Source organism: Tranquillimonas rosea, from assembly GCF_900111315.1.
In the GTDB taxonomy this organism is placed as follows: Bacteria; Pseudomonadota; Alphaproteobacteria; order Rhodobacterales; family Rhodobacteraceae; genus Tranquillimonas; species Tranquillimonas rosea.
On the sequence record NZ_FOGU01000001.1, the window covers coordinates 266,437 to 290,091 of the forward strand.

General features: G+C 66.4%; 26 protein-coding genes. 2 read left to right on the forward strand and 24 right to left on the reverse strand.

The window, feature by feature from the left end; translation table 11 throughout:
* Positions 1-7: 7 nt before the first annotated feature.
* From BMZ25_RS20655 to BMZ25_RS01225, 4 genes are all read right to left on the reverse strand, one after another.
* Positions 8-157, reverse strand: coding sequence for a hypothetical protein (locus BMZ25_RS20655; RefSeq protein WP_177190351.1), 150 nt, complete (start codon positions 155-157; stop codon positions 8-10).
* A gap of 641 nt (positions 158-798) precedes the next feature.
* A complete protein-coding gene (locus tag BMZ25_RS20660; RefSeq protein WP_177190352.1) occupies positions 799-1,002 on the reverse strand; it encodes a hypothetical protein in 204 nt (67 codons plus the stop codon).
* 815 nt (positions 1,003-1,817) lie between these two features.
* Positions 1,818-2,096 (reverse strand): hypothetical protein, encoded by a 279-nt coding sequence (locus BMZ25_RS01220; protein ID WP_092687173.1) that lies wholly within the window; start codon positions 2,094-2,096, stop codon positions 1,818-1,820.
* A complete protein-coding gene (locus BMZ25_RS01225; protein WP_092687176.1) occupies positions 2,093-2,410 on the reverse strand; it encodes a hypothetical protein in 318 nt (105 codons plus the stop codon). The genes BMZ25_RS01220 and BMZ25_RS01225 overlap by 4 nt, the downstream gene beginning before the upstream one ends.
* A 144-nt stretch (positions 2,411-2,554) precedes the next feature.
* Here BMZ25_RS01225 and BMZ25_RS20370 point away from each other — a divergent pair, with 144 nt between their 5' ends.
* Positions 2,555-3,715, forward strand: coding sequence for a hypothetical protein (locus BMZ25_RS20370; RefSeq protein WP_143071481.1), 1,161 nt, complete (start codon positions 2,555-2,557; stop codon positions 3,713-3,715).
* 37 nt (positions 3,716-3,752) lie between these two features.
* On the opposite strand, the gene BMZ25_RS01235 is transcribed toward BMZ25_RS20370, so the two are convergent.
* From BMZ25_RS01235 to BMZ25_RS01250, 4 genes are read right to left on the reverse strand one after another with little or no spacing between them, the layout of a single operon-like run.
* Positions 3,753-5,636 carry a hypothetical protein gene (locus BMZ25_RS01235; RefSeq protein ID WP_092687182.1) on the reverse strand — a complete coding sequence of 628 codons (1,884 nt, stop codon included), beginning with the start codon at positions 5,634-5,636 and terminating at the stop codon, positions 3,753-3,755.
* An 11-nt stretch (positions 5,637-5,647) separates the two neighbouring features.
* Entirely contained in the window at positions 5,648-7,825 is a 2,178-nt protein-coding gene (locus BMZ25_RS01240; RefSeq protein WP_092687185.1) for a phage tail protein, read from the reverse strand.
* Positions 7,816-8,226, reverse strand: a complete 411-nt coding sequence (locus BMZ25_RS01245) for a DUF6950 family protein (protein ID WP_143071482.1) — start codon at positions 8,224-8,226, stop codon at positions 7,816-7,818. Before BMZ25_RS01245 ends, BMZ25_RS01240 begins: the two co-directional genes overlap by 10 nt.
* Complete coding sequence (locus tag BMZ25_RS01250) at positions 8,223-8,837, reverse strand: hypothetical protein (protein ID WP_143071483.1); 615 nt, start codon at positions 8,835-8,837, stop codon at positions 8,223-8,225. The genes BMZ25_RS01245 and BMZ25_RS01250 overlap by 4 nt, the downstream gene beginning before the upstream one ends.
* 74 nt (positions 8,838-8,911) lie before the next feature.
* Between BMZ25_RS01250 and BMZ25_RS20665 the strand changes: the two genes are divergently transcribed.
* Positions 8,912-9,076 carry a hypothetical protein gene (locus BMZ25_RS20665; RefSeq protein ID WP_177190353.1) on the forward strand — a complete coding sequence of 55 codons (165 nt, stop codon included), beginning with the start codon at positions 8,912-8,914 and terminating at the stop codon, positions 9,074-9,076.
* A 123-nt stretch (positions 9,077-9,199) separates the two neighbouring features.
* On the opposite strand, the gene BMZ25_RS01255 is transcribed toward BMZ25_RS20665, so the two are convergent.
* The 16 genes from BMZ25_RS01255 to BMZ25_RS01330 all read right to left on the reverse strand — a co-directional run bounded on the left by BMZ25_RS01255 (position 9,200) and on the right by BMZ25_RS01330 (position 23,379).
* Positions 9,200-9,940: a hypothetical protein gene (locus BMZ25_RS01255; protein WP_092687194.1), complete on the reverse strand. Its 741-nt coding sequence runs from the start codon at positions 9,938-9,940 to the stop codon at positions 9,200-9,202.
* Entirely contained in the window at positions 9,940-12,009 is a 2,070-nt protein-coding gene (locus tag BMZ25_RS01260; RefSeq protein WP_092687197.1) for a phage tail tape measure C-terminal domain-containing protein, read from the reverse strand. The genes BMZ25_RS01255 and BMZ25_RS01260 overlap by 1 nt, the downstream gene beginning before the upstream one ends.
* A gap of 72 nt (positions 12,010-12,081) precedes the next feature.
* Positions 12,082-12,324, reverse strand: a complete 243-nt coding sequence (locus tag BMZ25_RS01265) for a DUF7697 family protein (protein WP_092687199.1) — start codon at positions 12,322-12,324, stop codon at positions 12,082-12,084.
* A gap of 26 nt (positions 12,325-12,350) precedes the next feature.
* A complete protein-coding gene (locus tag BMZ25_RS01270; RefSeq protein WP_092687202.1) occupies positions 12,351-12,827 on the reverse strand; it encodes a hypothetical protein in 477 nt (158 codons plus the stop codon).
* 10 nt (positions 12,828-12,837) lie between these two features.
* A complete protein-coding gene (locus tag BMZ25_RS01275; RefSeq protein WP_092687205.1) occupies positions 12,838-13,800 on the reverse strand; it encodes a phage tail tube protein in 963 nt (320 codons plus the stop codon).
* Between the two features lie 21 nt (positions 13,801-13,821).
* Entirely contained in the window at positions 13,822-14,259 is a 438-nt protein-coding gene (locus tag BMZ25_RS01280; RefSeq protein WP_092688167.1) for an acyl-CoA transferase, read from the reverse strand.
* Complete coding sequence (locus tag BMZ25_RS01285) at positions 14,259-14,906, reverse strand: DUF6441 family protein (RefSeq protein ID WP_092688170.1); 648 nt, start codon at positions 14,904-14,906, stop codon at positions 14,259-14,261. The genes BMZ25_RS01280 and BMZ25_RS01285 overlap by 1 nt, the downstream gene beginning before the upstream one ends.
* Entirely contained in the window at positions 14,903-15,214 is a 312-nt protein-coding gene (locus BMZ25_RS01290) for a head-tail joining protein (protein ID WP_092687208.1), read from the reverse strand. The genes BMZ25_RS01285 and BMZ25_RS01290 overlap by 4 nt, the downstream gene beginning before the upstream one ends.
* A gap of 3 nt (positions 15,215-15,217) precedes the next feature.
* Positions 15,218-15,823 (reverse strand): hypothetical protein, encoded by a 606-nt coding sequence (locus BMZ25_RS01295; RefSeq protein WP_092687211.1) that lies wholly within the window; start codon positions 15,821-15,823, stop codon positions 15,218-15,220.
* A gap of 76 nt (positions 15,824-15,899) precedes the next feature.
* Positions 15,900-16,937, reverse strand: coding sequence for a major capsid protein (locus tag BMZ25_RS01300; RefSeq protein WP_092687214.1), 1,038 nt, complete (start codon positions 16,935-16,937; stop codon positions 15,900-15,902).
* Positions 16,938-17,004: 67 nt separating this feature from the next.
* The gene (locus BMZ25_RS01305; protein WP_092687216.1) at positions 17,005-17,385 is read right to left on the reverse strand and encodes a head decoration protein; all 381 of its coding nucleotides are present in this window, start codon (positions 17,383-17,385) and stop codon (positions 17,005-17,007) included.
* Between the two features lie 60 nt (positions 17,386-17,445).
* A complete protein-coding gene (locus BMZ25_RS01310) occupies positions 17,446-18,888 on the reverse strand; it encodes a S49 family peptidase (protein ID WP_092687219.1) in 1,443 nt (480 codons plus the stop codon).
* 4 nt (positions 18,889-18,892) lie between these two features.
* A complete protein-coding gene (locus BMZ25_RS01315; protein WP_092687221.1) occupies positions 18,893-20,500 on the reverse strand; it encodes a phage portal protein in 1,608 nt (535 codons plus the stop codon).
* Positions 20,500-20,718, reverse strand: coding sequence for a gpW family head-tail joining protein (gpW, locus tag BMZ25_RS01320; protein ID WP_092687224.1), 219 nt, complete (start codon positions 20,716-20,718; stop codon positions 20,500-20,502). The genes BMZ25_RS01315 and gpW overlap by 1 nt, the downstream gene beginning before the upstream one ends.
* The gene (locus BMZ25_RS01325; protein ID WP_092687227.1) at positions 20,711-22,741 is read right to left on the reverse strand and encodes a phage terminase large subunit family protein; all 2,031 of its coding nucleotides are present in this window, start codon (positions 22,739-22,741) and stop codon (positions 20,711-20,713) included. Before BMZ25_RS01325 ends, gpW begins: the two co-directional genes overlap by 8 nt.
* Positions 22,741-23,379 (reverse strand): helix-turn-helix domain-containing protein, encoded by a 639-nt coding sequence (locus BMZ25_RS01330; RefSeq protein ID WP_235859748.1) that lies wholly within the window; start codon positions 23,377-23,379, stop codon positions 22,741-22,743. Before BMZ25_RS01330 ends, BMZ25_RS01325 begins: the two co-directional genes overlap by 1 nt.
* Positions 23,380-23,655 lie beyond the last annotated feature (276 nt).

The window sequence follows — 23,655 nt, forward strand, 5'->3', positions numbered from 1 at the left end:
GCGTCGCCTACTCGTCAGCACGCGTCGTGTCGGGCGCGATCGATAGATCATCTTTCTCTCGCACCAGGGCCGAGAAGGACATCACGACCAGAAGGATCGCGATGGCGAAGATCACGCCGAGCATGAAGGTGTCGTCGACTGGCGGTTCGGGACCCATCGCTCGATCTCCTTGCCCCGTAGAGGCGAAGGTGTCCCGGCAGGTCGGAGCCGGGACTCCCACCCCGGACGTACACTCAGTTGGCCTGGATCCATCTGACCGCCCGTCCGGGGCATCAATGCTCGCAATATAACTTCGTCATCCAATGACGATCTTGATGCCGCAGGTTGGATGAGTCGGGAAGATGGAAAGTCCGCCGTCGACGCCCCTCATCCGGCAACCGGCCATTTATGGCCCATGGTCTACAGGCGACAGACCTACCGACCCACACTCCTGCGAAGCAGGGCGATCAAATGCCAGTGATCCACTGATCCGGGCGGCTTGCAAATGCACCTGTACTGAGCGCGGGGTGGTTAGCAAAGTGGACGAGTGGCGACGTCCGATTGCCAATCGTCTGGGCGCAATGGCGGATTTTCGCCGTTGCCAAGCGATTGACACCGCCTACCTTTTTCAGGCGCGAGCAATGCTCGCCATCTCCGGCGCTCGTCGGAGTTCGTGTGGTGCGGCTCCGGCGAGCGTTCTTAGAACAATGCGATATCGGTTGAATCAGTTCCGATCGGCGCCACCTAACGGGGCGTTCTGCATCCAGCAGAGCAGTGAGTGAGTGCCGGGCCGTCGGGGCCCAATCGGACCTCGGCGGCCTACATGAAGACCTTGGCCACGACCCACACCGCGACGAAAGCTGCGAATAGCATGCCCGCGCCAGCCAGCAGCCAAGCGAGCCAGATCGCCAGGGATTGGTCCGGATGCTTCAGGGCGCCACACTGATCGCAATAGTCGCCGTCCAGTCGCATCCTGTGACCGCATGTCTTGCAACGGTAGGGCCGGAACATGGGATGTCGCATGGGAGGAGTGCCTTGCTCTTCAGTCGACGCGTCGACTGATGCCCAGCCACTACCGAGCAGCTACACCATCGGCGACGTCAGGTCCAACAAACGACATTTATTGTTGGTGGCGCTGTAGAAATCGGTGAAACCCGAACGGCGCCTTCCCATATATCCAGCACCCCGCTCATGGGGCCGGAGAGAATACTATGGCTACTGTCCAACCCAAATGGATGCGCCGGGACTACATGATCATCGGAGTACTGGCCATCATCGCGATCGCAATCGCGTCATACTACGGCGCGCCCTACTTCAGTTCGGGTGAGTCCGTCATGCAGCCTGAAGTCCCCGCTGCAACGGCGCCGGTCGAATAAGCTGGCATCGCTCACCGCCTGAAAAACCGGAACCGGATAAGGCAACTGCGGTGTTACCGCAGTGGGAGCGCCAGCTATCGCTGGTCTGCCGAGATTTGCTCGGCGATCTCCTAAGCCCGTCGGGGTAGTGTGGTGCCGTCCCGACGGGCTACGATTGTCTTGATGCAAGTCCGCCACATGTAGAGCTTTTCACGTTGCGCAAATGTCGCGAAGAGAAGAACAGGACATCGGACCTCTCCTGTCGCTTTTGCGACCGGTCCCGAGGCCGCCGGGCACTTCATCCCAATGTCCCGGCCTGGCGGCCTCAATCCCATTTGCGGCAGAAAACTGCTGATCTCGGGAGGCTGCATTGTCGGCCAAGCCCAGCTTGCGCATGTTATAAAACGGCTGCGTCGTTACTGACCGGTCGGAGGTCGTCGCCTCCCCCAAACACCTAGCACCGGAGCGGCGACCTCAATTATCTTACCGATCCCCGAGCTTGAACCGCCGATAGATCGTCAGCAGGAACGTCACCGCGAGCACGGCCTTGGTGGCCACGATCAGCCAGGGCACGACGTGCGGCGCCATGACGTCGATGTTCCGCGAGATACCGGTGAAGAGCACGGTCACGCCGACCATGGCATAGCCGGCCGCGATTGCCCGGCCCGGCGGTTGGGCCCGCGCATTGATATGCGCCAGCCACCAGCACGTCAGGATGATGATCGCGGATGTCAGGTTGTTCGCTGCCAGGAGCATGGTCATCTCTCGCCTCTCTCGAGGACGAGACGACGCACGCCTCTGATGGCGGCAATCCCGCCCTCACCCATGATGAAGCCCGCGGCCAGGTAGGCCCAGGTCCCGCCGCCGGTCACGCTGTCGAGCACGTGCCCGACCAGCCCGCCCAGGAAGATCGCCCCGAAGGCGCCGGCGAGCCCTTCCACGATCCTTCGCTTCCAACTCGCCTGGGGCGCAAACACGGCCCGTACATAGGCCCCGGCGGCACCGGATAACATCAGCGCGCTGACCTGCTCTGGCATCTGCCCGAACAGGGTCCGCACGGTCTCGGCAAACGTCATGCCGCCTCCGTCGTTTCGTGGAAGTTCAGCAACTGGCAGCCAAGCGGCGATGGCCGCGGCAACCGGCGTTCAAGCACAATTTCAACTTGACGATTCTGTCGTGCTGCGGCGGTCTGCCGCTGTAGTAATCCGCCGGAGTGTTTTATGCCGCACGACCCTTACAACATCGACAAAGCCGAGTTCTCCGACCATGACATGTGGACACGACACGATGCATTAATTTACCGAAGTCCGCGACCGCCAGTAATTAATTCGTCGTTTTACCCCGTGTACCAATACAACGACCTATACTCTGTATCAATTCTACCCCTAATACACCACATCGAAAACCCGAGCATCGACCCCAATTTCCGCTCTAACCTAGAAAACGGCTTCGATGACGTTTGTCGGCCAAACCCAACGGCCATTTCGGAAATTCAAAGGCTTGTAGGCAACGTTCGCTTTACCAATGAAGAGCGAAGCCCCACCACATTCTTGCGCCGTCTTGCAGAGGCGATGCAGGCGGATGTGGACACCATTGAGAGCGCCAATCCTGGCAAGACCAACGTCATCCTATGCGGCGGGAAGGACAGCCTGAACCTTCTTCTTCTGAGGTGGAGCAACCCTACAATAGTTCTCAGTGCGGACCCCAATTTTGCGCTTGTCCAGAAATTTGTAGAGGACAATGCACTTGGGCTTGAAGTGCAACGACTGAACGACAAGGAAGATCAAAGCCTGAAAAATACTGAGATCGCCGAAGCCGGATGTCAGGTAAATCATGGCAGTTGGAAGTGGACACCTGCCATCAAGCAAGTGTCGGACAACTTTGAAAAGAACGTCGTCTTTTGGAAAGGTCAGCTTGGCGATGTTTATCTGACATCAAACTGGCGGCAATACTCCGATTCCCGTAGCGTCTTGTACAAGAAGTTTCGTGTGCTTTACCGGCGTGGCGGCGATAAGTTTCCTACTGCGCGCAAACTCGGCGACCTCGTTTTCGCGCCGAGCACCGTTAAGCGACTAGAGCGTAGCATCGTTAACCGAGGCGCAGTGCTTCAGGGATCGCACATGGGGTTCTTGCGTAGTATCTGCGATTGCCTTTTCGTTTCAGCCTACCACGGACCGCAAACCACTTCGGTACTTCACTCGATGCATCTGCCAAGTCTCATCGGGGAAGACATACGCCCAGCTCTTGGCCGCGAAATTTTCGGGCAAGAAGTTGCTTACCCAACGAAAAACCCCGGTCCTCCTCGCTCCACGTTTAGAACGAATTGGCGCAGCATTTCAGGGTTTAAAGAGGCCATGCAGGTACATGGTGTAACAATATAAATGATACGCTGGGCGGGGTCTCGTCCCCGCCCAGCTCTTACACCTGGTAGTAAATCCCGTTGTAGAGCATGAACTGAACTGGCTGCATGGCAACCATAGCAATATCTGCGGCAGATTTCGTTACGATGTCGCCAGACGACGGGGAGGACGCGTGCTTAAGCGTGCAATTTCCGTTGACGTCTATCACAGTGACTAATCCGTTAACGTCAGTTCTACCGGCCGCAGACCCAAGGATGTTTTCGCCGGTTGCGTTGTTCAGGATAACAAAGTCCTGGTCACGGTCCCAAAAGTTCCCGGATGTGACCTCGTAAGATTCCTGCCTGACTGATCCGTAGTATCGCGCACGCTTGTGCAGGCTATCCCCGAGCCAGATTCCATCCGAACCATATGCGCGAAGCGGATACGACGCTACATCATTGCCGTTGCCAAATAGAATCTGTCCAGTGTTGAAGTCGAGCTTGAACTTCCTCGAGGCGATCACGTCGTTCGTTATGTATTTGTTGCCGAAACCGTTGTCGTTCACAATGTCCTCGAACGGTCCATCGACGGTTGGGTCGTCCAGCGAGCAGATCAGTGTGTTGTTCACGCCCTGCGGCCCGAACTCGATGCTGCCCGCACCGCCGTTTTCGAACCGCGTGTTGAGGAAGACATTGTTCGTGCTGTTGCAGTAGATGGCGATTTCGGCATCGGCGGAGCCAGAAAAATCCTCAAGATTTGTGCCAATGAACGTGTTTCCGTTGTTCTCTTGATCGGGCATGTAAAAACCATACCGGTCTGGCTCGGTGTCCCATGCAGCGTCAATCCTGATCACACCCCCGATTAGAGTGTTCTGGTTCACGCCCTGGACGCCTCCAGTAGCGTTGTAGGTGAACGCGATGCCGCGCTGATTGTTGATGATCTGCCCGAGGTGGATCGTGTTGCAGACCATGTTTTGCGAGTTGCCGCTCGGGGTCTTGTCGAGGGCTTTCAGCTCAAGGCCGATATAGAAACCGCGAATGGCGCGGAGATGCACCTGCTCGTAGTGCAGAGCATTCAGTTGCACCCCCACCGAGGTGCTATCCGTCCCGGCGTCCCAATCCGGTTGATCCGTGCCGGTGTTCTGGTCGCGTTCGATATTCGGCAGTACCATGCGGCGGGTGCCGGTCTGGCCGTCCCCGAAGGCTTCGATTGCAGCCCCGGTCCCGTTGTAGGTAAACAGCGCCCCGGAGGCCGCGACAAACCCCACTCCGATAGGGATGGAAACGGTCGTAGCCTCGAGCACATAGTTCCCGTTGGGCACCCATACGTCTACGCTTCCCCGGGTGCCTCCGTCTAACTCGGATGCCGCGATGGCCGCGTTGACAGCCGCTGCCGTGTAGCCACCGAAGGCGGGAACAGAATAGCCTGTCACATCTGGCACGACACGAAGCTTCACGCCCCCCGCCGTGATCTTGTGGTAGCCGTTTACAGCATCATCCGAGATAGGCTGAGCGTCCGATGCCGCCACCTTGGCGCGGAAACGCCCGTATTCAATGAAATCGCCCTCTGACACACCGAAAATGCCGCCGCCGTAGCCCAGGCTGGTATTCTGGAACAGGCCGTCGGGCGTATCGAACTTCCGCGCCAGGGCCTGCAACAAGCTGTCCACGCTGGTCTGCGTCGGCAGCTTCGCAAGCTCGCTCTCAGACCCTTCGTCATTCAGGTAGGCAACAAGCTGGTTCGACACCGTCGCGAGGAAGACCTCGCCGTCGCTCGTGCCCGCGATGCCGTCTGCCGCGGACGTGTAGACCGTGCCCGAGCCGATGCCGACAGCGAGAGCGGTGTTGTCGATCGACTCCTGAAGGCGATCCACGACCGCCTGGACCGCCAGCTCGAGCGTGTTGCGCGAGGTGAACTTAGGGTTGCTGCCCGAGGCGGACAGCCCAAATTGCGGTGCACTCATGCCTTGCTCCGTCAGCTGGTGGTGGTGGCGGAAGCGCTATCGCTGAAGGGCGACGTGCTGCCGAAAGGCCCGAACGAGCGGGCGAAGTAATAGCGGGTCTGGCCGTTGTTCAGGCCTCCCTCCGTAAGCGATGCCGAGCGGTTGGAGCCGATGTAGATCGGGTCGCCGAGCTGCGTCGCCGCGGCCTCGCTATCGGTGTCTGCGCCCCAGATCTCGACGCCCCGCGTCTCTGGATCGTTTGAGGTCGCGAACTCCAGATAGACTGAATTGGCCGAAGGGGTGACCTGGATAAATGTTGGCGCCGTGAGCGTGATCGTCAGGCCCTCGGCCGCGACCCCCTCGACGGTGCGATAGCGGGACTTGCCGGCCGCCGCCACGGTACGAACTCGGATGTCGTAGACACCGGAGGAGCTGAGCGCGTCCGTGATGCCGTAGACCTGGTCGCTGTCGTCCCGCACGTCTCCGCTGATGATGCGGCGCTCGGACCAGCCGGCTTCGGCGGTCTGACCCGGATCGTATTCCCTGATCTGCCACTCATAGGCGTCGACGCCTGACGACAGCGACGGATCAAAAGCGAACCGGAGCCTGGGCAATACCGTGTCGCCCGTGTCGAGGTTGGCGGCCGAGACAGTGATCGGTCCCGGCAACTGCACCTCGCCCCGATCGCCGTCATAGGGCTCGGTGACGATCTCTTCCTCTTCGGCAGCGGACCACTCGTAGATCGCCTCGCTGTGCAGGACCATCGCCGCCGGCATCACCATCGCCATGGCGTCGTCGCCCTCTCCACCCATCGGACGGAAGGCCGGGTGAATGGTCTCGATCTCATAGGTGCCGTCAAACACGTCATAAGGCTCCGGGAACGCCACGTTGGCCGTGCTGCCCGCGACCAGGTCGAAGCACTCGGGCGGCAGCTGCACGCCCTCGATCCGGTCCTGCCGGCGCATCCGCAGGCCTTCGATCTTGCGCACGCGCATTCCTTGCGTCGCCGAGGGGCAGAACGGCAGCGAGAGCTTTTTCGGCGCGGCGATGCCGCCGTCCTGTTCCCGCGCCCCGGGGATCGGCCAGGGCTGCAGGCTCGCCATCTCGTAGCCGCGCGCGGGCGAGAGGTACTCGACCCGCAGCTCGTTCACGAGATCAGCGCCCGGCACCATGTCCGAGAAGGTGAAGCCCTCGCCCAGCACATCGTCGACGGTCGCCGCCGGCGGCTGCCAGACACCGGGCGCGATCGCCAATTGCCCGCCGATCCGCACCAGGTTCGCCGCGCCCGACAGCACGAGTGGGTTCACGACATCCTCGATCTCCGGACGATCATAGGTCAGCGTGCCGGCCGCCCGGTAGCGAGGCTCGGACCCGCCGTCTGCCGTCTGGATCGTCTCGTCGCTGGCATTCGCCGCATCGATGAAGCTCTGCAGATGCAGGTTCAGCGCCCGATACTGCCGCATCGGGTTGCGGCGCAGGGCGTCGAGCACGCAGAGCGCGTGATTGTCCGACCATTGCCAGGTGCTCTCATCGTCGGGGTCTTGCGCCGGGTCACGCGGGTCCCAGACGAACGACCATTGCCCCTCGACCTCGACCAGCGGCGGCACCGAGGGCCAACGGAGGTTGAACTCCTCGCTGGCCCCGGCCTCGAGGCGCATCCAGATCACGGTCCGCCCTTCCCAGCGGTCGCTGGCCTTCCAGAGGTCCTCGTCGCCGTCGACGGCCCATGGCACGTTGTCGAGGAAGAACTGCGGCGGCGCGCCCTGGTCGCCGCGTCCGATCCACATCTCGACATGGTTCTCGAACAAGTCGCTGGCGGCTTTCGCGCCCTCGCCCTGCAGATCGAAGGGATCGCCGGTGAAATCGAGCCGCCGCTTGTCGAAGTAGATCACCGGATCGGTGAGCTTCGATGGCCGGCTGTTGAGGATCCAGCACCCCCAGATGAAGCGCGTCCGCACCGGCATCGCCACCGGCGTTCCCGTGGCGCGCGTGAGGCCGAGGGCATGGCGATAGGCCGGGTGCGGATCGGGTTGCGACAGCTGCCTTGAGACGTCCTGCGCGTCCTGCTGGCCGCCGGAGATCGCCCGGATCGCCGTGCTCGCGAGGTAGCTGACGCCGAGATTGACGGCGGCTCCCGCGATGAAGCTGGCGGTGCCGTACCCGACGCCGGCCGACATCAGGCCGCCAACGATGGCCGTCTCTATGCCCATCGCCACGCCCCCATCAGATCGCCATCCATCATCTTGAACCCGCGCCGCGACTTCGCGACGTACTCTCCCGGCCGGATGCAGAGGCCGAACGTCGTGCCGCCCCGCGCGTCGGGCCGCGCGACGAGGCAGAGATCGCCCGTTCGCGGGATCGCGACCCGCTGCATGCCAGAGGCGCTGAAGGCCGCCTCCGACCAGGCGAACCAACCGCCGGCCCGCGCGACGATCCGCATCGCGCCCGTGAAGCTGTCATAGGCGGGTCGACCGCTCGCCAGCGGGTCGCGCCCGAAGAGTGCCGCCGAGACCCCGCAGGCCGTCGTCAGGCAATCGTGCCGGCCCCGCACGAGCGGCCCGCGCATCTCGCGCCGGGCCGCCGTGAAGACCTCCGCCGGGCGGATGGTCACGGCGCCGGCCACACCGGCGGATTGACCCTGCGCTTATCGGCATGAATCAGGTGCCGCCCGGCCGTGTCGCCGGGATACTCGGCCTGCTGATCCTCGGCGCTGTGCTCGACCGAGGCCTGCGCCCGTGGCGGCGGCCCCATCCCGAGCCCCAACAGCAGGTCGTGGCTGTAATCCTCACCCTCGCGCGCGAGCTGGAAGGTCCGCTCGTCGAAATACCCTGTGAACAGCAGCACGGGGTCGGCGGCGAGGACATTGCCATGCATCCAGGTCGTCACCCCGAACCAGACCGCGATCTCGCGATTGCGGATCACGCGGCCGCGTTCGGCCAGGATCGTCTCGAGCGTGGCCGAGACGCGGATCATGCCCCCGTCAGCCGTCAGGCCCTCGCCCTCGGCCGGCGCGGCGAAGTCGAAGAGGTTCACCTGCTCGTCACCGTCGACGACATACCCGCCGCCGAGCCATGTCTTGCCGTCCCACTCCATTGGGAAGCGGCCGGTGTGGACCCGGACCGGGCCATCGGGCCAGTCGGCCTCGATCAGCAGGCAGGGAGCAACTGGAGCGGCTGACAGAGCGACCAGAAGCTCGGGCGAACAGCCACGTCTTAGCGCCATAAAGAACCTATCTGAGTTTGACTCGACCGAACGCCGCCAGCGACGGTCGCTTTGCCGGAATCAGGGAAATATCGATGAGCGATAGCGACAAGGTGGCCGCGGCCCGCAAATCCATTCAGGCTTTGCGGCCTGAGCAAACGGAACGCGGGCCCACTATGTCACTGGAGAAACTCAAGGAGACCCTTGAGGCGATGCAGGATGCGATCGAAGACTTGGACCGGCGGCTGCCCAAAAACTAGCGCCAGCGCAGGGACTCGCCCTCAAACGTCCACACGAGGGGGCGAGCCCCTTCGCTCCACTGAACACCCTCAGAGGTTTGGCGTTCTCGGGCAAACAGCCGCTTCAATAATTTCAGCATCGTTTCACCTCCATGGATCTACGTGTGTGAATCCGCCGGGATACTCGTGCTCGAAGACCTCGCGGAACTGCCACTCGAACGACCACGAGCCGCTCACGGGCTGGATGGCGCGCGGGCGGTTCAGCGCCTGGAACACGACGTCTCGCCGCTCCCCGACGCTGACGAGGCCGCCAAACGAGAAAGCTTCGTCCAGTCGGATCGTCGCCCAGCCGTAGGCGTCCGCCCTGGCCACCGTCAGAATCCGACGCGTTTCTTCGCCCTCACCGTCGCGCATCACGATGAACTCTGACGGCCGCACGACCGCGCCCGCCGGGAGGCCTTGAACCTGAACCAACGGCCAGCCATCGTCTGTCGTCGGCGTGCCGTACATCTCCAAATTGGCAGACCAGGACATGTCGGCGCTCTCCGCAGTCCATAGGAGCTCGTCACCGCTAGCGCGCCAGTTCAGGAGCTGATTCACGAGGTTCCGCCCGCGCGCATGCAGATGCCAGAGCGGCGCCATGGACGGCACGCGGACCAGCTGCGACCCGAAACCAAGCTGGTCCTTCAGCATCTCGATATAGCCGGCACTGGCCATGTCCGCCCCGATGCCGGTCACGGTGGCCGTCGCGAGATACCGGGGCGCCCCTGCACCGGAGACACGCGAGGGCTTTCCAAAGTAGCTCCGCGACCTGCCGATAGGGTGGTGGCGCGTCAGCTCCCACGCGGTGAGGCCGACCGGCGGCCAGGCAATGACCTTTGCCATCACTTGCCCCAGCTACTTTTCTGGCCGTGCCTCATCGACCGCTGCAGGCTATTGTTGTTCTGCGCGAGACGGCGATCCATGTCCTGCTGCCACTGCATGCGCATGCGGGCCATGATCGTCCCGTTGTCGCTCATGAAGAAATCGCCGCCGGTCTGCCGCGGGGCGGATTGCGGCCCGCCCTGCCCCTTCGTGTGATCGACCACCGACTCCCGAGGGTGCATCACGGCCCAGAACCCGCCCTTGCCGTCGAGACCGCCCGAGCGCGGGCCATCGCCGGTGTAGCCGCCACCGTCGTAGATCGGCCCGGCGAGGGCCGCTGAGGCGTTCATGGCCGGGTTCACGCCGCCAGTGCCGCCGATCCCGCCGAGCGCGCCCATCAGGGCATTGGACAACGGTCCCGTGATCGACCGGCGCACCCAGACCTTCGCGAGATCGGCGAGGATGGATTGCACCAGGCCCTTCACCTTCAGCTTGCCGGTGGTGACGAACTCGGCGATCGCGTCCTCGGCTTTCTTGAACCCGCCGACGATGGCCTCGCCGACACCCCCGCCCCAGTCCTTCGCGCCCTTGGCGTAATCAGCGAGCTTGCCTGTGACGGCATCCCAGCCGGTCGCGACCTTGTCAGCCGCTTTCTTGCCTTCTTCACCGGCTTTCCGCAGCGCCTCGCCGGCGCCACCCGCGGAATCCTCCGCACCCTCGAGCGCCGCCTTCGTGGCGCGGTCGCGGACATCTGCGAAGAAATCGCCCATCGGGTCCCGGCCCATAATCTGCGCCGCCTTGCTCCGGAAATCGCCATAAGCTTGATCACCGCGCTCAATCGCGGCGTCGCGCTTGCCCTCCGCCTCCGACCTCAATGTCTCGATCGCGTTGATGCCCTCGATCACCGTCGGCTTAAAATTCGTTCCGAAGACGCCGTTCAACTTGTCCTTGATGGAATCGATGAAGAGCTCGATCGAGCCGCCCAGCTTCCGGAGAATTGTAAGGACACCCTCAGCAGCCCCCCAGAATGCGGCGGAGAAGATGTCCGGAATGACTTTGACGGCCGTCTTCACTCCCTCCACCGCGACGGTGACGCCATTGATGATGAAGTTGCCGACGACCCGGACACTGGCCGTCACCGCGTCCCACGCCTTCTGGAACCAGGGCGCGATCTTCTCGATCAGCGGGCGCAGCTTGTCGCTGATCCGGCTGCCGATCACCGAGACCGCCGCCGAGACGGTGTCTCCGAGGCTCACCGACGCGTCCGTCGTCTCGTTGATCTCGTGCCGGAGGCCGAGGAAGGCGACGCCGGCGGCGGCCGCCGCGGCGGTGATCAGCGGGATCCGGGTCACGAGGCCGCGGATCATGCCGCCGAGGTCACGGAAGATCGCCCCGACGCCGCCGTTCCCGAAGCCGTAGATTTGCGCGATCTGGGTGCCCTGCTGCGCCATGACGGTGAACGGGTTCATCCCGCCCGCGAGCGACACGCCGATATCGTTGACCTGGTAGAACAGGCCCTGCATGCGCCCCGCGGCCATGCCCGACGCTCCCGCCATGCCCTGGATCGCGGTCGTGCGGCCCTTCAGCGCGCCGATGCTCGCCAGCGAGGCCTGCCGCTCGCGCTGGATCGCCGCCGCCATCTCGTCGGCCGAGATCGCGCCCTGGGCATGGGCGGCTCGGATGTCGTTGATCGTGTCCTTGTACCGCCGCACCACGCCGAAGACGGGGTTGTACTTGGCCCGGAGCTCATCGAGGGCGCGGCCCTGCGCCAGGATCGCCGAGGTGCTCTGCGTCACGGCCGGGCTGACGCCGGCCATCCGGTTGATCCGGTCCTGCATGTCCGAGATCGCCGGCGCGGTCGCCCGCATGCTCGCAGCGGCCCGCGACGCCTTGGCCGCCAGCCCTTCGAGCGCGCGCAGAGCGTTGCCGCTGGCCCCTTCGACACGTTGCAGACCGGCCGAGGCCGGTTGCGAGCCGGTCGCGACGGCACCGAGCGCTTCCTGCCCGGTACGACCGATGTCGCGGAACGCATTCTTGACCTCGACACCGCCGTCCGCGCTGATCCGGACCGAGACCGATTTCCGGCTCATTCGCGGCCTCCCGACGCCGCGATCCGGCCGTTCTTGCTGTCAGACTGCATGATCGTCCTTCCGAATCCGCGGTCAGCCGAAGTCGCCGAACTCATCAGCACCTTCGGCCTCGCCGACGCCACCAACGACATGCCCGCGCTTCACCTCCGCCGACCGCTCATTGATCTTGCGGCAGGCGACCTCTTCGACCTCCGGCAGGAGATCGGCGACGGCGAGCGTGTCATAACCCAGGGCGTGGGCCATCTGGAGCGCGGCGCCGATATCCCAGCCGAGGACGGCGCCCTCGATCGCCCGGACCTGCCCGCCCATTTTCATCGCCAGGTCCCAGACCTGCGCGCCCTCTAGGGTTTGCGGCTGCCGGTCGACCGCGGGGCACGCTTGGCATTGCCGCCCTTCGATTTCGATGCACCCGCTGCAGTACGCCGCGCCCCCGCCGAAGTGCCAGTCTGCGAGGGCGCGGAGCCGTTTTTTTCCTGCTCCAGACCCAGCCAGCGCGCCATGTATCGCTCCGCCCAGGCCTCGTAGAGCGCGTAATGGTCGAGGAGCGCCTCGACCGCCTCCGGCGTGACCTTGGCCTTCTTGCCATCATCGCCCTCGACGCCCCGCCAGTCGCGGATCACCAGCTTGGCCACGGCCTTGTTGAAAGCGAGCGCAGCCTCTTCGTCATCGTCCGAAGCTCCGCCGGCCTCGCGGTACGGCGCGAGGAGATCGTCGCGCCGGGCCTGCGCCATCACCGACGAGGTCGCGGGCGCCGCCAGGACGGAGACACCCGGCAGCAGGTCGACCCATTCGGGGTCGCGGTTCAGGTTGAGACGCATGGGCGCTCCTTTAGGCGTTGTTCGGGTTGTCGTAGCTGTCGACGTCGTTGACGAGCGTGGCGGTCGCCATCCGGCCGCCGCCGGCGGTCTGCGCCGCCTGCCAGGCGAAGGTCGCCTCGACGCCGCCGGGCCCTTCGATCGTCTGTTTCGGCTTCGGCAGGTAGACGGCGTGCGCGGTCAGGGTGAACCTGGTGTCGGCGTCGATCTCGTAGCCGAAGGCGAACTCGGCCGGCGTGCCGTTAACCGCCGAATCCAGAAGCGTCTTGTCGGCAAAGCGCACGGTGATCTCGCCCGAGAGCATCGCCATCGCTTCCTCGAGACCGTCGATCTTGCCGTCCTCGCGGATGGTTTCGATCCGGTCGAGATTGTTGCCATAGGTGATCTGCCCCGAGACGACGTTCGCCAACTGCGAGCCACCGCGCTTGATCGAGCCGTTGAAGGAGCTGAAGCGCTGCAGCGCCATCTGCTCGAGCGTGCCGGCGGCGCTGGCCGCCGCGGGGTCTTCGCCCTGGGCGATTACGTTGACCGTCGCGGTCACAAGCCCGCTCCGCTGCATGGTCCAGTTGATGCTGTTGGCCTTGCAGCCCGGGAACATCGCGTAATGCGGCACTTCGGGCATGCCGGTCTCGATCGCGAAGCTCGGGATCGCCCAGCTCGCCGACTGGAACTCGTGCGAGTACGGCGCGCCCGATCCGGTCATGGTGGGGTCGCCGAAGAGCGCCTTCAGCCAGATGCCGAGATAGCGCGCATCGATCGGAACGACGATGTCGCCGTCGGCGGTGATCGCGTCCTTCGTGGGCGGCAGAGGATCCCGGCCGAAGCCCAGGAGCTCGCTCTCGAGGAGCGGTTGCTCGCTCCCCAGCCCGGACGACGCGAAGGGCATCTTCCAGAACGCTCCCGCGCTCGGCGGCGTGCCGTATGCGCTCTCGAAGGCGAGCGCCATCTGCGCCCGCGCACCCCGTGCTCGTGCCATGATCCTGTTCCTTTCCGATGCTCAGCTCAGGGGGTCGGGCGACCCGTATTGAAGAATGATCCCGATGGTGGCGGCCTTCAGGGTCGCCGCGCCCTCGACCGGCAGGTCGATCGGCTCAGGCGCCTCGCCGATGACGTAATCGCAGAGCCCACCGAGCGTCCGGTCGGCCGCCAGCGCCGCTGCGACGGCCGTCTTCGCCGCGTCGAAGACCGCGTCGCGCTCGGTGGCGCTGTTGCGATCGACGACCAGGTCGAGCTCGGCGCGGTGCTCGTAGAAATACACCGGCGGCGAGATCAGCACCTCGGGCTCGCCGGGATCGCCGTCCCGCAGGATCAGCGTGCCCGCCGCCGGGATCGTGCCCGGCAGCGTCGCGTTGCGCTCGAAGCTCGCGCCCGCCGGCTTGGCGGCGTCCAGCAGGGCGGCCAGCGCCTCGAGGATGGTTTCGCTCGTGCTCGCCATCAGCGCGCCTCCGGCCATTTCGATACGATCAGCTCCGGCAGGCGGCCCTCCCAGCGGCGCTTGTCCCGGTCGAGGTCGAGACGTTTGCGCAGCTTCACCTGCGGCACGAGGATGAAGGCGACGATCGTCTGCTCGCCGGTCAGGATGCCGTCGCCCTTGCGGCGGCGCCCGCCCTTCCGGGCCGCACTGCCGCGCTTGTTCACCCGCGCCTGGTCGACCACCAGCAAGGCCGGCCGCCCGGGGCGATAGACGAAGCGCAGCGGCAGGCCCGTGCGGCGCTCGAAGTCGAGCGGCGTGGTGCGCTTGCCGCCCCTTCCCTTGTCGGCGGCATCGGTCGGGATCGCGAGCCAGAAGCCGTCCTTCGAGCGGATCGTCGCGCCGAGATTGAAGGCATCGACGATGTCGGGCGCCTTGGTGAAGACGAGCGACGTCGCGCCGATGCTGGCACCGCTGCCGGGATAGTTCCGCGCCTGGATGGACTTGCCGAGCCGGGTGCCGAGGCCCGCGCCGCGGACCTGCTGGCGCCAATCGGCCTTGAGCCCGCGTCCCGCCGCGCGGATGCCGGAGGTCACCGCCCGCTCGGACGAGAGGACCTCGCGCTCCATCACGTCGCGCAGGTCGCCCGAGATCCCGACATGCAGCTTCACGCCCGCGCCTCCGCCGTCCATTTGAGGCGCCGGGGATCCCGGCGCGGCTCGCCGACGACGGTCAGGGTCTCGTCGCCGAGATCGATCGTGTCGCCCGCCTTCAGGTCCGGCGCGTCCGAGACGCGAATGTCGAACTCGGTCGTGTCCGAGACGAACTGCCCGCGGTTGAAGTCCGAGACCACGTCCGGACGCCGGAGGATCACCCGGACGGTCCTGGCCTCCCCACCGCCCGCGGGCGTGTAGGTCGCGCTCTCCGCCATGTTCGGATCGGTGAAGACCGCGTCCATGGCGCGGGCGATCGCGTCCATCGCTCAGCCGTCGCTCTCGACCAGCGCCTCGAGATGCGCCCAGAGGGCGTCGCGCTCCTCGGCGGTGACCGGATCAGCGCCCTCGGGCAGCGCCCCATTGACGGCATCGACGGCGGGGCTGCCCTCCTCGGTCAGGTCGGCCTCGCCGAGCTCGGAGAGCGCGGCGCGGAACTGCGCCAGGCGCCCCTCGTCGATCGCGGGCCCGCTGACCTCGGCCCAGAGCGCATCGCGTTCGTCAGCCGTGACCGGCGCCGCGTCCGCCGGCAACGCGCCGTTGACGGCGTCGACGGAGGGTCTGCCCTCGTCGGTGTAGGCGCCCTCGTCGAGGGTCGCGACTGCCGCCCTGAACTGGTCGAGGCGCTCTTCCGGCGAGAGGGTCGCCTGCGGTTTGGGCTTGCGGGGTTCCTGCGGACGAGGCCGCGGGGCATCCTTCGGCTGCGGCTTGATTACCGCGCCCTTCTTCGCCTTCTCGATCTCGCGGCCGATCTCGGCCGGGACCGTGCCGCGCCATCCCGCGGGCAGCGTGCGGTGCGAGGTCGCGCTGGTGCGGTAGGTGTGGGACGCGGTCATCTCGACGCGCACCTCACCGGCATCCTTCTTCTTCGGCATGTCTCTGGTCTCCTCGAGGCGGGAAAAGACCCCGGCGCCGGTCGCGCCGGGATCGTCAGCCGTGTCGCGGCGCGGTTCAGTTCGAGGTGTGGCCGCGCACCAGGACGCCGGGACGCATGCAGATCGGCAGCGTCTGCATCATCGCCTCGACATCGACGAAGCGGTTCTCCTGCCGGTCAGGGAACAGCGCCGAGTAGAACTCCTGCCCGGGCAGGTTCGACATGCCGAGATAATCTGCCGAGCCGTTGAACTGCCGGAAGGTCTGGCGCGTGCCCATCGGGAAGAAGGACGCCTCGGCCTGCGGGATGAACTCGCGGGTCGTCATCGTGCCGTCCTCTTCCGGGACGGACGCTTCGGCGAGGTATTCCTTCCAGGTGATACCGGCGAAGTTGAACCCTTCCGAGGTGTCGTCGCGCAGCGGATCGCCCCCGTTCTGGTTCTGGTAGTACTTGTACCGCTCCTTGAAGTCCGGGTGCCCCATCAGCTTGTCGGTGAAGTCGGGATGGATCAGCCCCATAACGCCCGCGCTGACATCGCCCAGGAGGTTCGTCTTGATGTGGCGCGTGACCTCGCGCGCCTTCGCCGAGAGATCGGTCGTGTTGGTGCCCAGCACGAAGTCCACCGACTTCCGGGTGATCGAGAACTTGTCGAAGAGATCGGCGATCTCGGAATTGTCGGCGTCGCGCACGATGCCCTGCAGCGCGCCGGCGCGGTGATACTCGCGGGTGATGTCGATCGAGCCGCGCAGCTCGCCCTGCCGATCCATCACCTCGTCCTCGGCCTGCTTGAGCTCGGTCTCGGAGCCGAAGGCGCGGATGCCGTCGATATCGTCGGAGGTGATCCGCGACTTCAGGCCGAAGCGCTCGGTCGAGAAGTCGACCATCTTGCGCTTGCCGCGCGACTGGCCCGGAAGCGGCGTGCCGCGCTGCGAGGATTGCACCAGCTGGATGATGCCGTTGTGCATCTCGACCGAGAACCGCGTGCCGCGGATGCCCTTCGGGACGAAGAGCCCCATGTTGCCGATCAGGCCCCACTGGTTGGGGATGATGCGAATGGCGTCGCCGAGCGCCATGGCGCTGAAGGCGTCGCCCCGGAAGATATCGATATGCGCCATGAGACGCTCTCCTTCTTGTCTCTGGAGGATTGGAGGACGGCCCGGGACCCGGCGGCCCCGGCGCCGATCAGGTCGAGATCGCGACGATGCCGGCGGTCTCCAGCGAGGCGCAGGCGCTGTCGCGCAGGGTCTCGGTCGACCAGCTGTCGTCGAAGACCAGGCCGCCGCGGCGCACCTGGGCGGGTCCGCGCACCAGCGCGATCGCGCCCTCGACATCCGCGCTGGACGCGGCGGCGCGGGTCATCAGCACGGCGGCCGGCGTCTCGGAGCCGTCCGCGGCCCCCTGGTCGCTGGCCACGTACTTGCCCGAGGCGGTGACCTGGCCCAGCACGGTGCCGGGCTCGAGATCAGCCCCGGCCGCAACGGTGATCTCGTCGCGGCCATAGGCGCTCGGGGTCTCGTAGAGGAGGAAGTCGCCGGGCGTCTTGCCCTCATTCAGGGTCGGCATGGGAAAATCTCCGTTGCAGGGATCCGGGAAGGAAAAGGCCCGGCGCTTGGCCGGGCCCGCTTAGCTGTTGCCCCAGCGCGCCTTGGCGCGCTCGGCCATCGAGGGCCCCTCGCCGCCCGCGGCCGGCGGGGCGTCGATCTCGGTCGCCTCGGCATCGATGCTGGCGCCGAGCCCTTGGGGCTGGGTCGCGGTCTTCGGCGCCGCGGCGAGATGCTTCGCGGCCTGCTCGACGCTCATGTCGCTCTCGAAGGCGAGGCTCTTGGCGAGACCATCGCGGCCCGCCGCCTCGGGATGGCCGAGGATCCCGGCGATGCGGGTCCGCTCTTCGGAGGCCGAGGGCGTAGCCGGCGCCGGCGCGCCACCGTTGGGCTGCGACTGGCCCTGCGGGGTCGAACCGCCCTGCCCCCGAGGTGCCGGCTGGGTCTGTGCGGACGCCTGGCCCTGAGACTGGTCGCCGCCGGGGGCCGGGCTCTGGCCGCTGCCCTGCGGCGGCTGAGTGGCGTCGGGCGCCGGGGTCTGGGCACCGCCCTGCGGCGCCGTCTGGGTCGTGGTGCTCATGGGGGCACTCCCTTCCTTGGTTGCAGTGACATCCGCCGCGCTCCGGCGGCCATTGACGTGCGCGACGAAGCGCTCGAAGGCCTCGCGCGGATTGGCGACCTCGTCGGCGAGGCCGGCCGCGACCGCATCGGCGCCGAGATAGGTGGACGCTTCCGTCGCCAGGGCGCCGTCGCGGTCGAGCTTCGCCCCGCGCCCCTCGCCGACCGTCGCCGCGAAAACGTCGCGCAGCTGCTCCATCTCCTGGGCGAGATCGGCGCGGACGCTGTCGGGCAGCGGCTCGTAGGGATTGGCGTCGGCCTTGTGGTCGCCCGCGGCGATGACCGTGACCTTGACGCCCTCCGCCTCGACGCGGGCGCTGAGATCGGCATGCATGCAGATGACCCCGATCGAACCCACGCCGCCCGTGCGCGGGACGATCACCCGGTCGGCCTGCGAGGCGATCGCGTAGCCGGCGGAGAAGGCATGGTCGGCGACGAAGGCCCAGACCGGCTTCTTCGAGCGCAGCTCGCGGATTTGATCGGCCAGCGAGAAGCACCCCGCGACCTCGCCGCCGAAGCTGTCGACCTCGAGCGCGACGCCCCGGACATACGGATCGGACGCCGCGCTCTCGATCTGGGCCGCAAGCCCCTCGTAGGAGGTCTCGCCCGAGGATTGACCGATCCAGCTGCCGCGATGCACGAGCGTCCCGGTGACCGGGATCACCGCGATTCCGTCGATGGCCCTGTAGGGCATCCGGCGCCCGGCCCGGATGTCGTCCTCGAGCCGGTCGTCGAGGAGCGAGGCGCGGGCGCGCTGCTGGGAGGCCGCACTCGGTTCGGCGCCGTGCAGCTCGATCTCGCCCCCGGTGATCCGGGGCCCGAAGCCGGTGATGAACGCCGCGGCCTTCGCAGGCGCAGCCAGGAGCGGCGTGTGGAACACGCGCGCCGCGATCTGCGGATGTCGCATTGTGTCAGTCCTCGGGTGTGTCTTGCTGGTAGACGGCCGGGCCCAGGAGCTTCGCGAAGCTCTCCTGCATCGGGTGCAGGGCGTTCTCCGGCATCGCGGCGATCTCCGCCTGGATTTGCGCCATGTTCTCGGCGTAGTCGGTCCCGGTCAGCTCGGCCGCCTCTTCCTCGAGCGTCGAGAGCGACAGCGACACGCGCATCGCCGCGGCCTGCGCTTCCTTGACCGGATCGACGAAGCCCTTGCCGGGCCCGATCCACTTCGACCGGGCATAGGCCGGCCAGAACGCGTAGAAGTCCGGCGCGCCCTGCGGCAGCTTGAGGTGCCCGTCGATCACCATCTCTTCCAGCCAGGCCATGAAGAACGGCTGGCAGAAGCCGTGCGCGAAGGAGGTCCGGCGCGCGGTGAAGCCGCGCCATATCTCGATCATCGCCGCCCGCGCGCTCGAGTAGTTCGTCTTCGACCAGTCGGAGGCGAGCTGCTCGTAGCTGATGCCGAGGCCGGAGGCGATGTGGCGCAGGACAGCCGACTCGAAGTCGGCGAACTGCGCCGCTGGCCGTGCTGTGTTGACCATCCCGATCTCGTCGTTCGGGTAGAGCGTCTGCACCCGCGCGCCGCCGAGGCTGAGTCCCTTTCGATCCTTGTAGAAGTCCGACCGCGCCGCCTGGTAGTTCAGGAAGCCCGAGCCGTCGCCCTCCTCGCCGAAGAACTCGTCGATCACCTCGGGTCCCATAGGGGACTTGATGAAGGCGGCGAGCACCGCGTTGATCACCGCCGCCTGCAGCTCGACCCGGCTGTAATGGTCCTCCATCTTCAGCTTCTCGACGATCGGCGCGAGCCGGCTGATCCCGCGGGTCTGGCCGTCGCGCTGCTTGTCGAAAAAGTGCAGCACCTGCGGGCGACCGTACCGCCCTTCCCGCGCGACGCGCTTCCAGCGCATCGCGTCGGCCGATTGCGCGTAGGACGCGTTCCGGTGGCCCTGGCGGAAGTGGTAGGCGCGCGAGATGCCGTCCCGGGTGATCTCGACGCCGCCGCGCAGGCGCTCGCCGTCGGCCATGTCCATCGGGTTCGACAGCAGGTCGGTGTCCACGAGCCGCATCGTGGTCTTCGTCGGCCGGGTGCGCCGCCAGTTCACCAGCGCCAGCGCCTCGCCCTCGATCAGGTAGGAACGGTAGGCGGTGGCGAACATCTGCGGCACCGACTGGCTGCGGGTGGTGTCCGCGAAGTGGCGCGGATCGTCGGCATAGACGCGCCAGAGCGCCTCGACCTGTTCCTTGAACTCCCGCGCCCATTCGGCCGAGAGACCCAGCGCCCGCCAGTCCGGCTTCAGCAGCGGCCGGAAGTTCGCGCCGATGACGCTGTCGACCTCCTTGGCGATCGCGCCCGTGGCCCAGCCGTTGTTGCGTACCAGGTCACGGGCCCGGGCGGTGACCTTGTCCCGACCGGGGAGGATCTCGGAATCGACCGCGCGGTTCTCCGGCTGGTAGCCCGCCAGCGTGTCGATCGTGCTGTCGGCGGCCGTGTAGGGCGTCGTGCCGTGAAAGCCCGCGTCGCGCTCGCCGAGCGAGGCGGTCTTCCGCGGCACCTTCGGCATCTCGGTCCAGGACTGGCTCATCAGAAGCGCACCCGGTGCGAGCCGCCACCGCGGGACAGATCGCCCAGCTGGCGCTTCAACGATCGGACGTAGCGGCGCAGCGCCGCCTCGCTCGTCGGCGTGTACTCGGTGCGCGAGCCGTCGTAGCTGACGACGCTCACCGCCCCGCCGAGGGCCACCTTGTGAAGCGCGTCTTCCGCCTCGCCGAGGCGGGCGCGCAGGGTCGCGGTGTCAGTCATTGCGCTTCAGGACCTCCAGGAGACGGGCGCCGGCGCTGGCGCGGTCCGGGACTTCGGTTTCTTTGGGCGGCGTGTGCGCGGCCGCCGCGAGCGGCAGCTCGGCATCGAAGAGATCGCCCTGGGCCTCTTGCGGCGCGACACCGCGCTCGGCCTCCAGCGCGTCCCACTGGTCGTCGGTCATCGACGCCCAGCCCTTCCGCCGGGCCGCGGCCTCGGCATAGAGCTCGGTGTCGAGCTGCTCGTTGCGCCGGCTCGGCTCGACGAGCTCCCACTTCGCGGTGACGACACCGGTCCGCGACCGGGTCAGCACCTTCACCTCCGAAGTGATGCCCTGGTAGAAGGCGTCGCTGAGCCCGCGGGCGAAGTGGCAATAGCCCCGCTCGGTCGGGTCCTCCTGCTTCAGCCAGGTGTAGAAGTTGCCCTTCATCATCGAGACGTTCAGCAGGAACGCCCGCTTCTGCTGGCGCTTGGCCTTGCCGTCCTTCCGGCGCTCGAACTTCTGCGGCACCATCAGCGGCCCGTTCTGGCTCGAGCTGCCCTTGACGATGATCACCCGGCTCCAGGGATGGGTCTTCGCCCAGCTCCAGACGTCGTCGGTGTAGGTGCCGCCGTCGATCGCCAGGGCGTCGATCTTCAGCTTCAGCCCCAGCTCGGTCGGCCACTCGGTGCGCAGGTAGGCGTTGAGCGCCGCACGGCCGTCCTCGGTGCCGATGTGATGCGGGATCACGACGTAATCCACGGTCCAGCGCCGCCGGTCCCGGCCGAACGCCTTGAGGTGCAGCTCCATCCGGTCGTCCTGGCAGTCGACACCGGCCGTCAGCATCACGCCCGAGGCCGGCACCACACCCTTGGGCAGGACGGTGATCTCGCTGTCGGGATCGTCCGCGGCATGCTCGGTGCGGTCCCGCAGGTCCTGCCAGTCCGGCGCGTCGTTCGCCTGCTCGAAGGGCAGGCCCAGGACGTCGTTCCAGAACGTCTGCTCGGTCTCCGCCTCGACGCTGGCCTTCTGCTCCTCGACGGTCGTGGTCGCGGCCTCGAGGCGCGTCCAGCCCATGACGCGGGCATACTCGACGGCGATCGAGGCCCAGTCCCGCTGCGGGGCGTAGGCGCGCCAGAGATGGAAGCCCGGGTGATCGCCGCGGGGATTGTGCGGCACCCATTGTCCGGCGCCGACGATCCGCTCCTTCTCGCTGTGCTTGATCGGCTGCTGGCAGGATTCGCAGGTAAAGTGCGCCGCCGCCAGCCGCTCGGGATCGATGTTCGCCTCGAAATTCTCCCAGGTCAGCGGCTGCGAATACCCGCAATGCGGGCACGGCACGTGGTAGTAGCGCTGGTCGGACCGCGCGAAGGACCGCGTGATCCGGCAGGTGCCCTTGATCTGCGGCGTCGAGACCCGGAGGATCTTCGCGTCCTCGAAGCCCGAGGCCCGCGACACCGCCAGCGCCTCGGGATCGCCCTTCGGCGTCATCTCGAACTTCGACAGGTCGTCGAGGATCACCAGCCGCCGCGTCGTGCCGGCGAGGTCGTCGGGCGAGCCCGCCGAGGCCACCTTCAGCGAGCCGTCCCGCGCCAGCGTCTCCTGGTTGAACTTCGCGTCCTTCTGGTCGCCGCCCCGCCCGGTGCCGAAGATCGCCAGCAGGCTTGGCGCCTGCCGCCGCATCGGCAGCCACTTCGTGTCGACCCATTCGGTCGCGGCGCTCGAGGTCGGGTGGACGACGAGGCTGTCGAGCGGGCCGTATTCGTGCCAGGCGCCGACGGTCGGGTTCACCACCGAGACCGTCTTGCCCCATTGCGCCGAGCCGCGGACCGTGACCTCGCGGGCGGGATGCTCCGGCGAGAGCGTGTTGTGGATCTCGGCGAGGAACGGGAAGCGCCGGATGTTGAACGCGCCCGGCATCGGCGAGCGATCGTCGAAGATGATGTTCTCCCGGCACCAGCGGGTGATGTCGGGCGGCGGCGGCGGGCGCATCGCCTGCGCCAGCGCATCCGCGATGATTCCCTCGGCCGAGGTCAGGAACCCCATCAGATGTCCTCCTCGGCCTCGTCGTCGCCGAGCGCGGCACTCGCGCTGCGCTCGGTCAGCGTCTCGGCGCGGTGCTCGCGGTGCGCCCGCCAGGCCTCGAGCAGGATTGCCCGGGTCGATTTGAAATCGACGCCCAGCTCGTCGGCCACGCGGCGGGCCGCATCCCGCATCACGCTCTCGAACTCGGCGATCTCCTGGCTGATCTGGCGGCGCGCCTGCAGCGCGGCCGTGCTCGCCAGCACGTATTGCCCGTTCGCCTCGGCGTTCTGGCGGCGGAGCTTGCGGGCCTCTTCCTCGGCCTTCTGCGTCCGCGCCATGTTGTAGCGGTCGCTATCGCCGCGCGGCAGCTCGGAGGCCCCGAGACCGGTCGGCGGCGCGTTCGGCGCGGCCGGCGCCGGGGTCGCCCCCTCGTCCTCTGGCGCCAGGGTGCGCAACGCTGCCCGGGTCTCCGAGCCGTTGCCCATCAGCTGGCCCTGGTCGAGCCGCTTGCCGAGCGCTTCGCCGACCTTGGCCAGGTCGAAGCGCCGTGCGCGGCCCTTGCCCTGGTAGCAGCCGTCGAGCTTGCCGGCACTGACGTACTGGCTCACGCGGCCTTTGCTGACACCCAGTCGGGTCGCCAGTTCGGTCGTGCTCAACATCGTCATGTTTAGCGGAGTTTAGGCTTTCTCAATGGTTTAGAGGCTTTAAACGCATGCGCTAAGCCGCCCCGTATACACGCCAGGGCGCCAGAAGGACCCGCGATTCTGGGGGACCGGACGTCGAGCCTCAGTTCACGGACTCCGGTTCACCCCGAGGGCCGGGCTGACTGCCTAGGTCGACGGTCCAGAGAAAGGCGACCGCGGCGCCACCAACGACCAAGAGCCAGACGATGAGGACGATCATAAGCGGACCGTCTTTGAGGACGCGGCGCATCG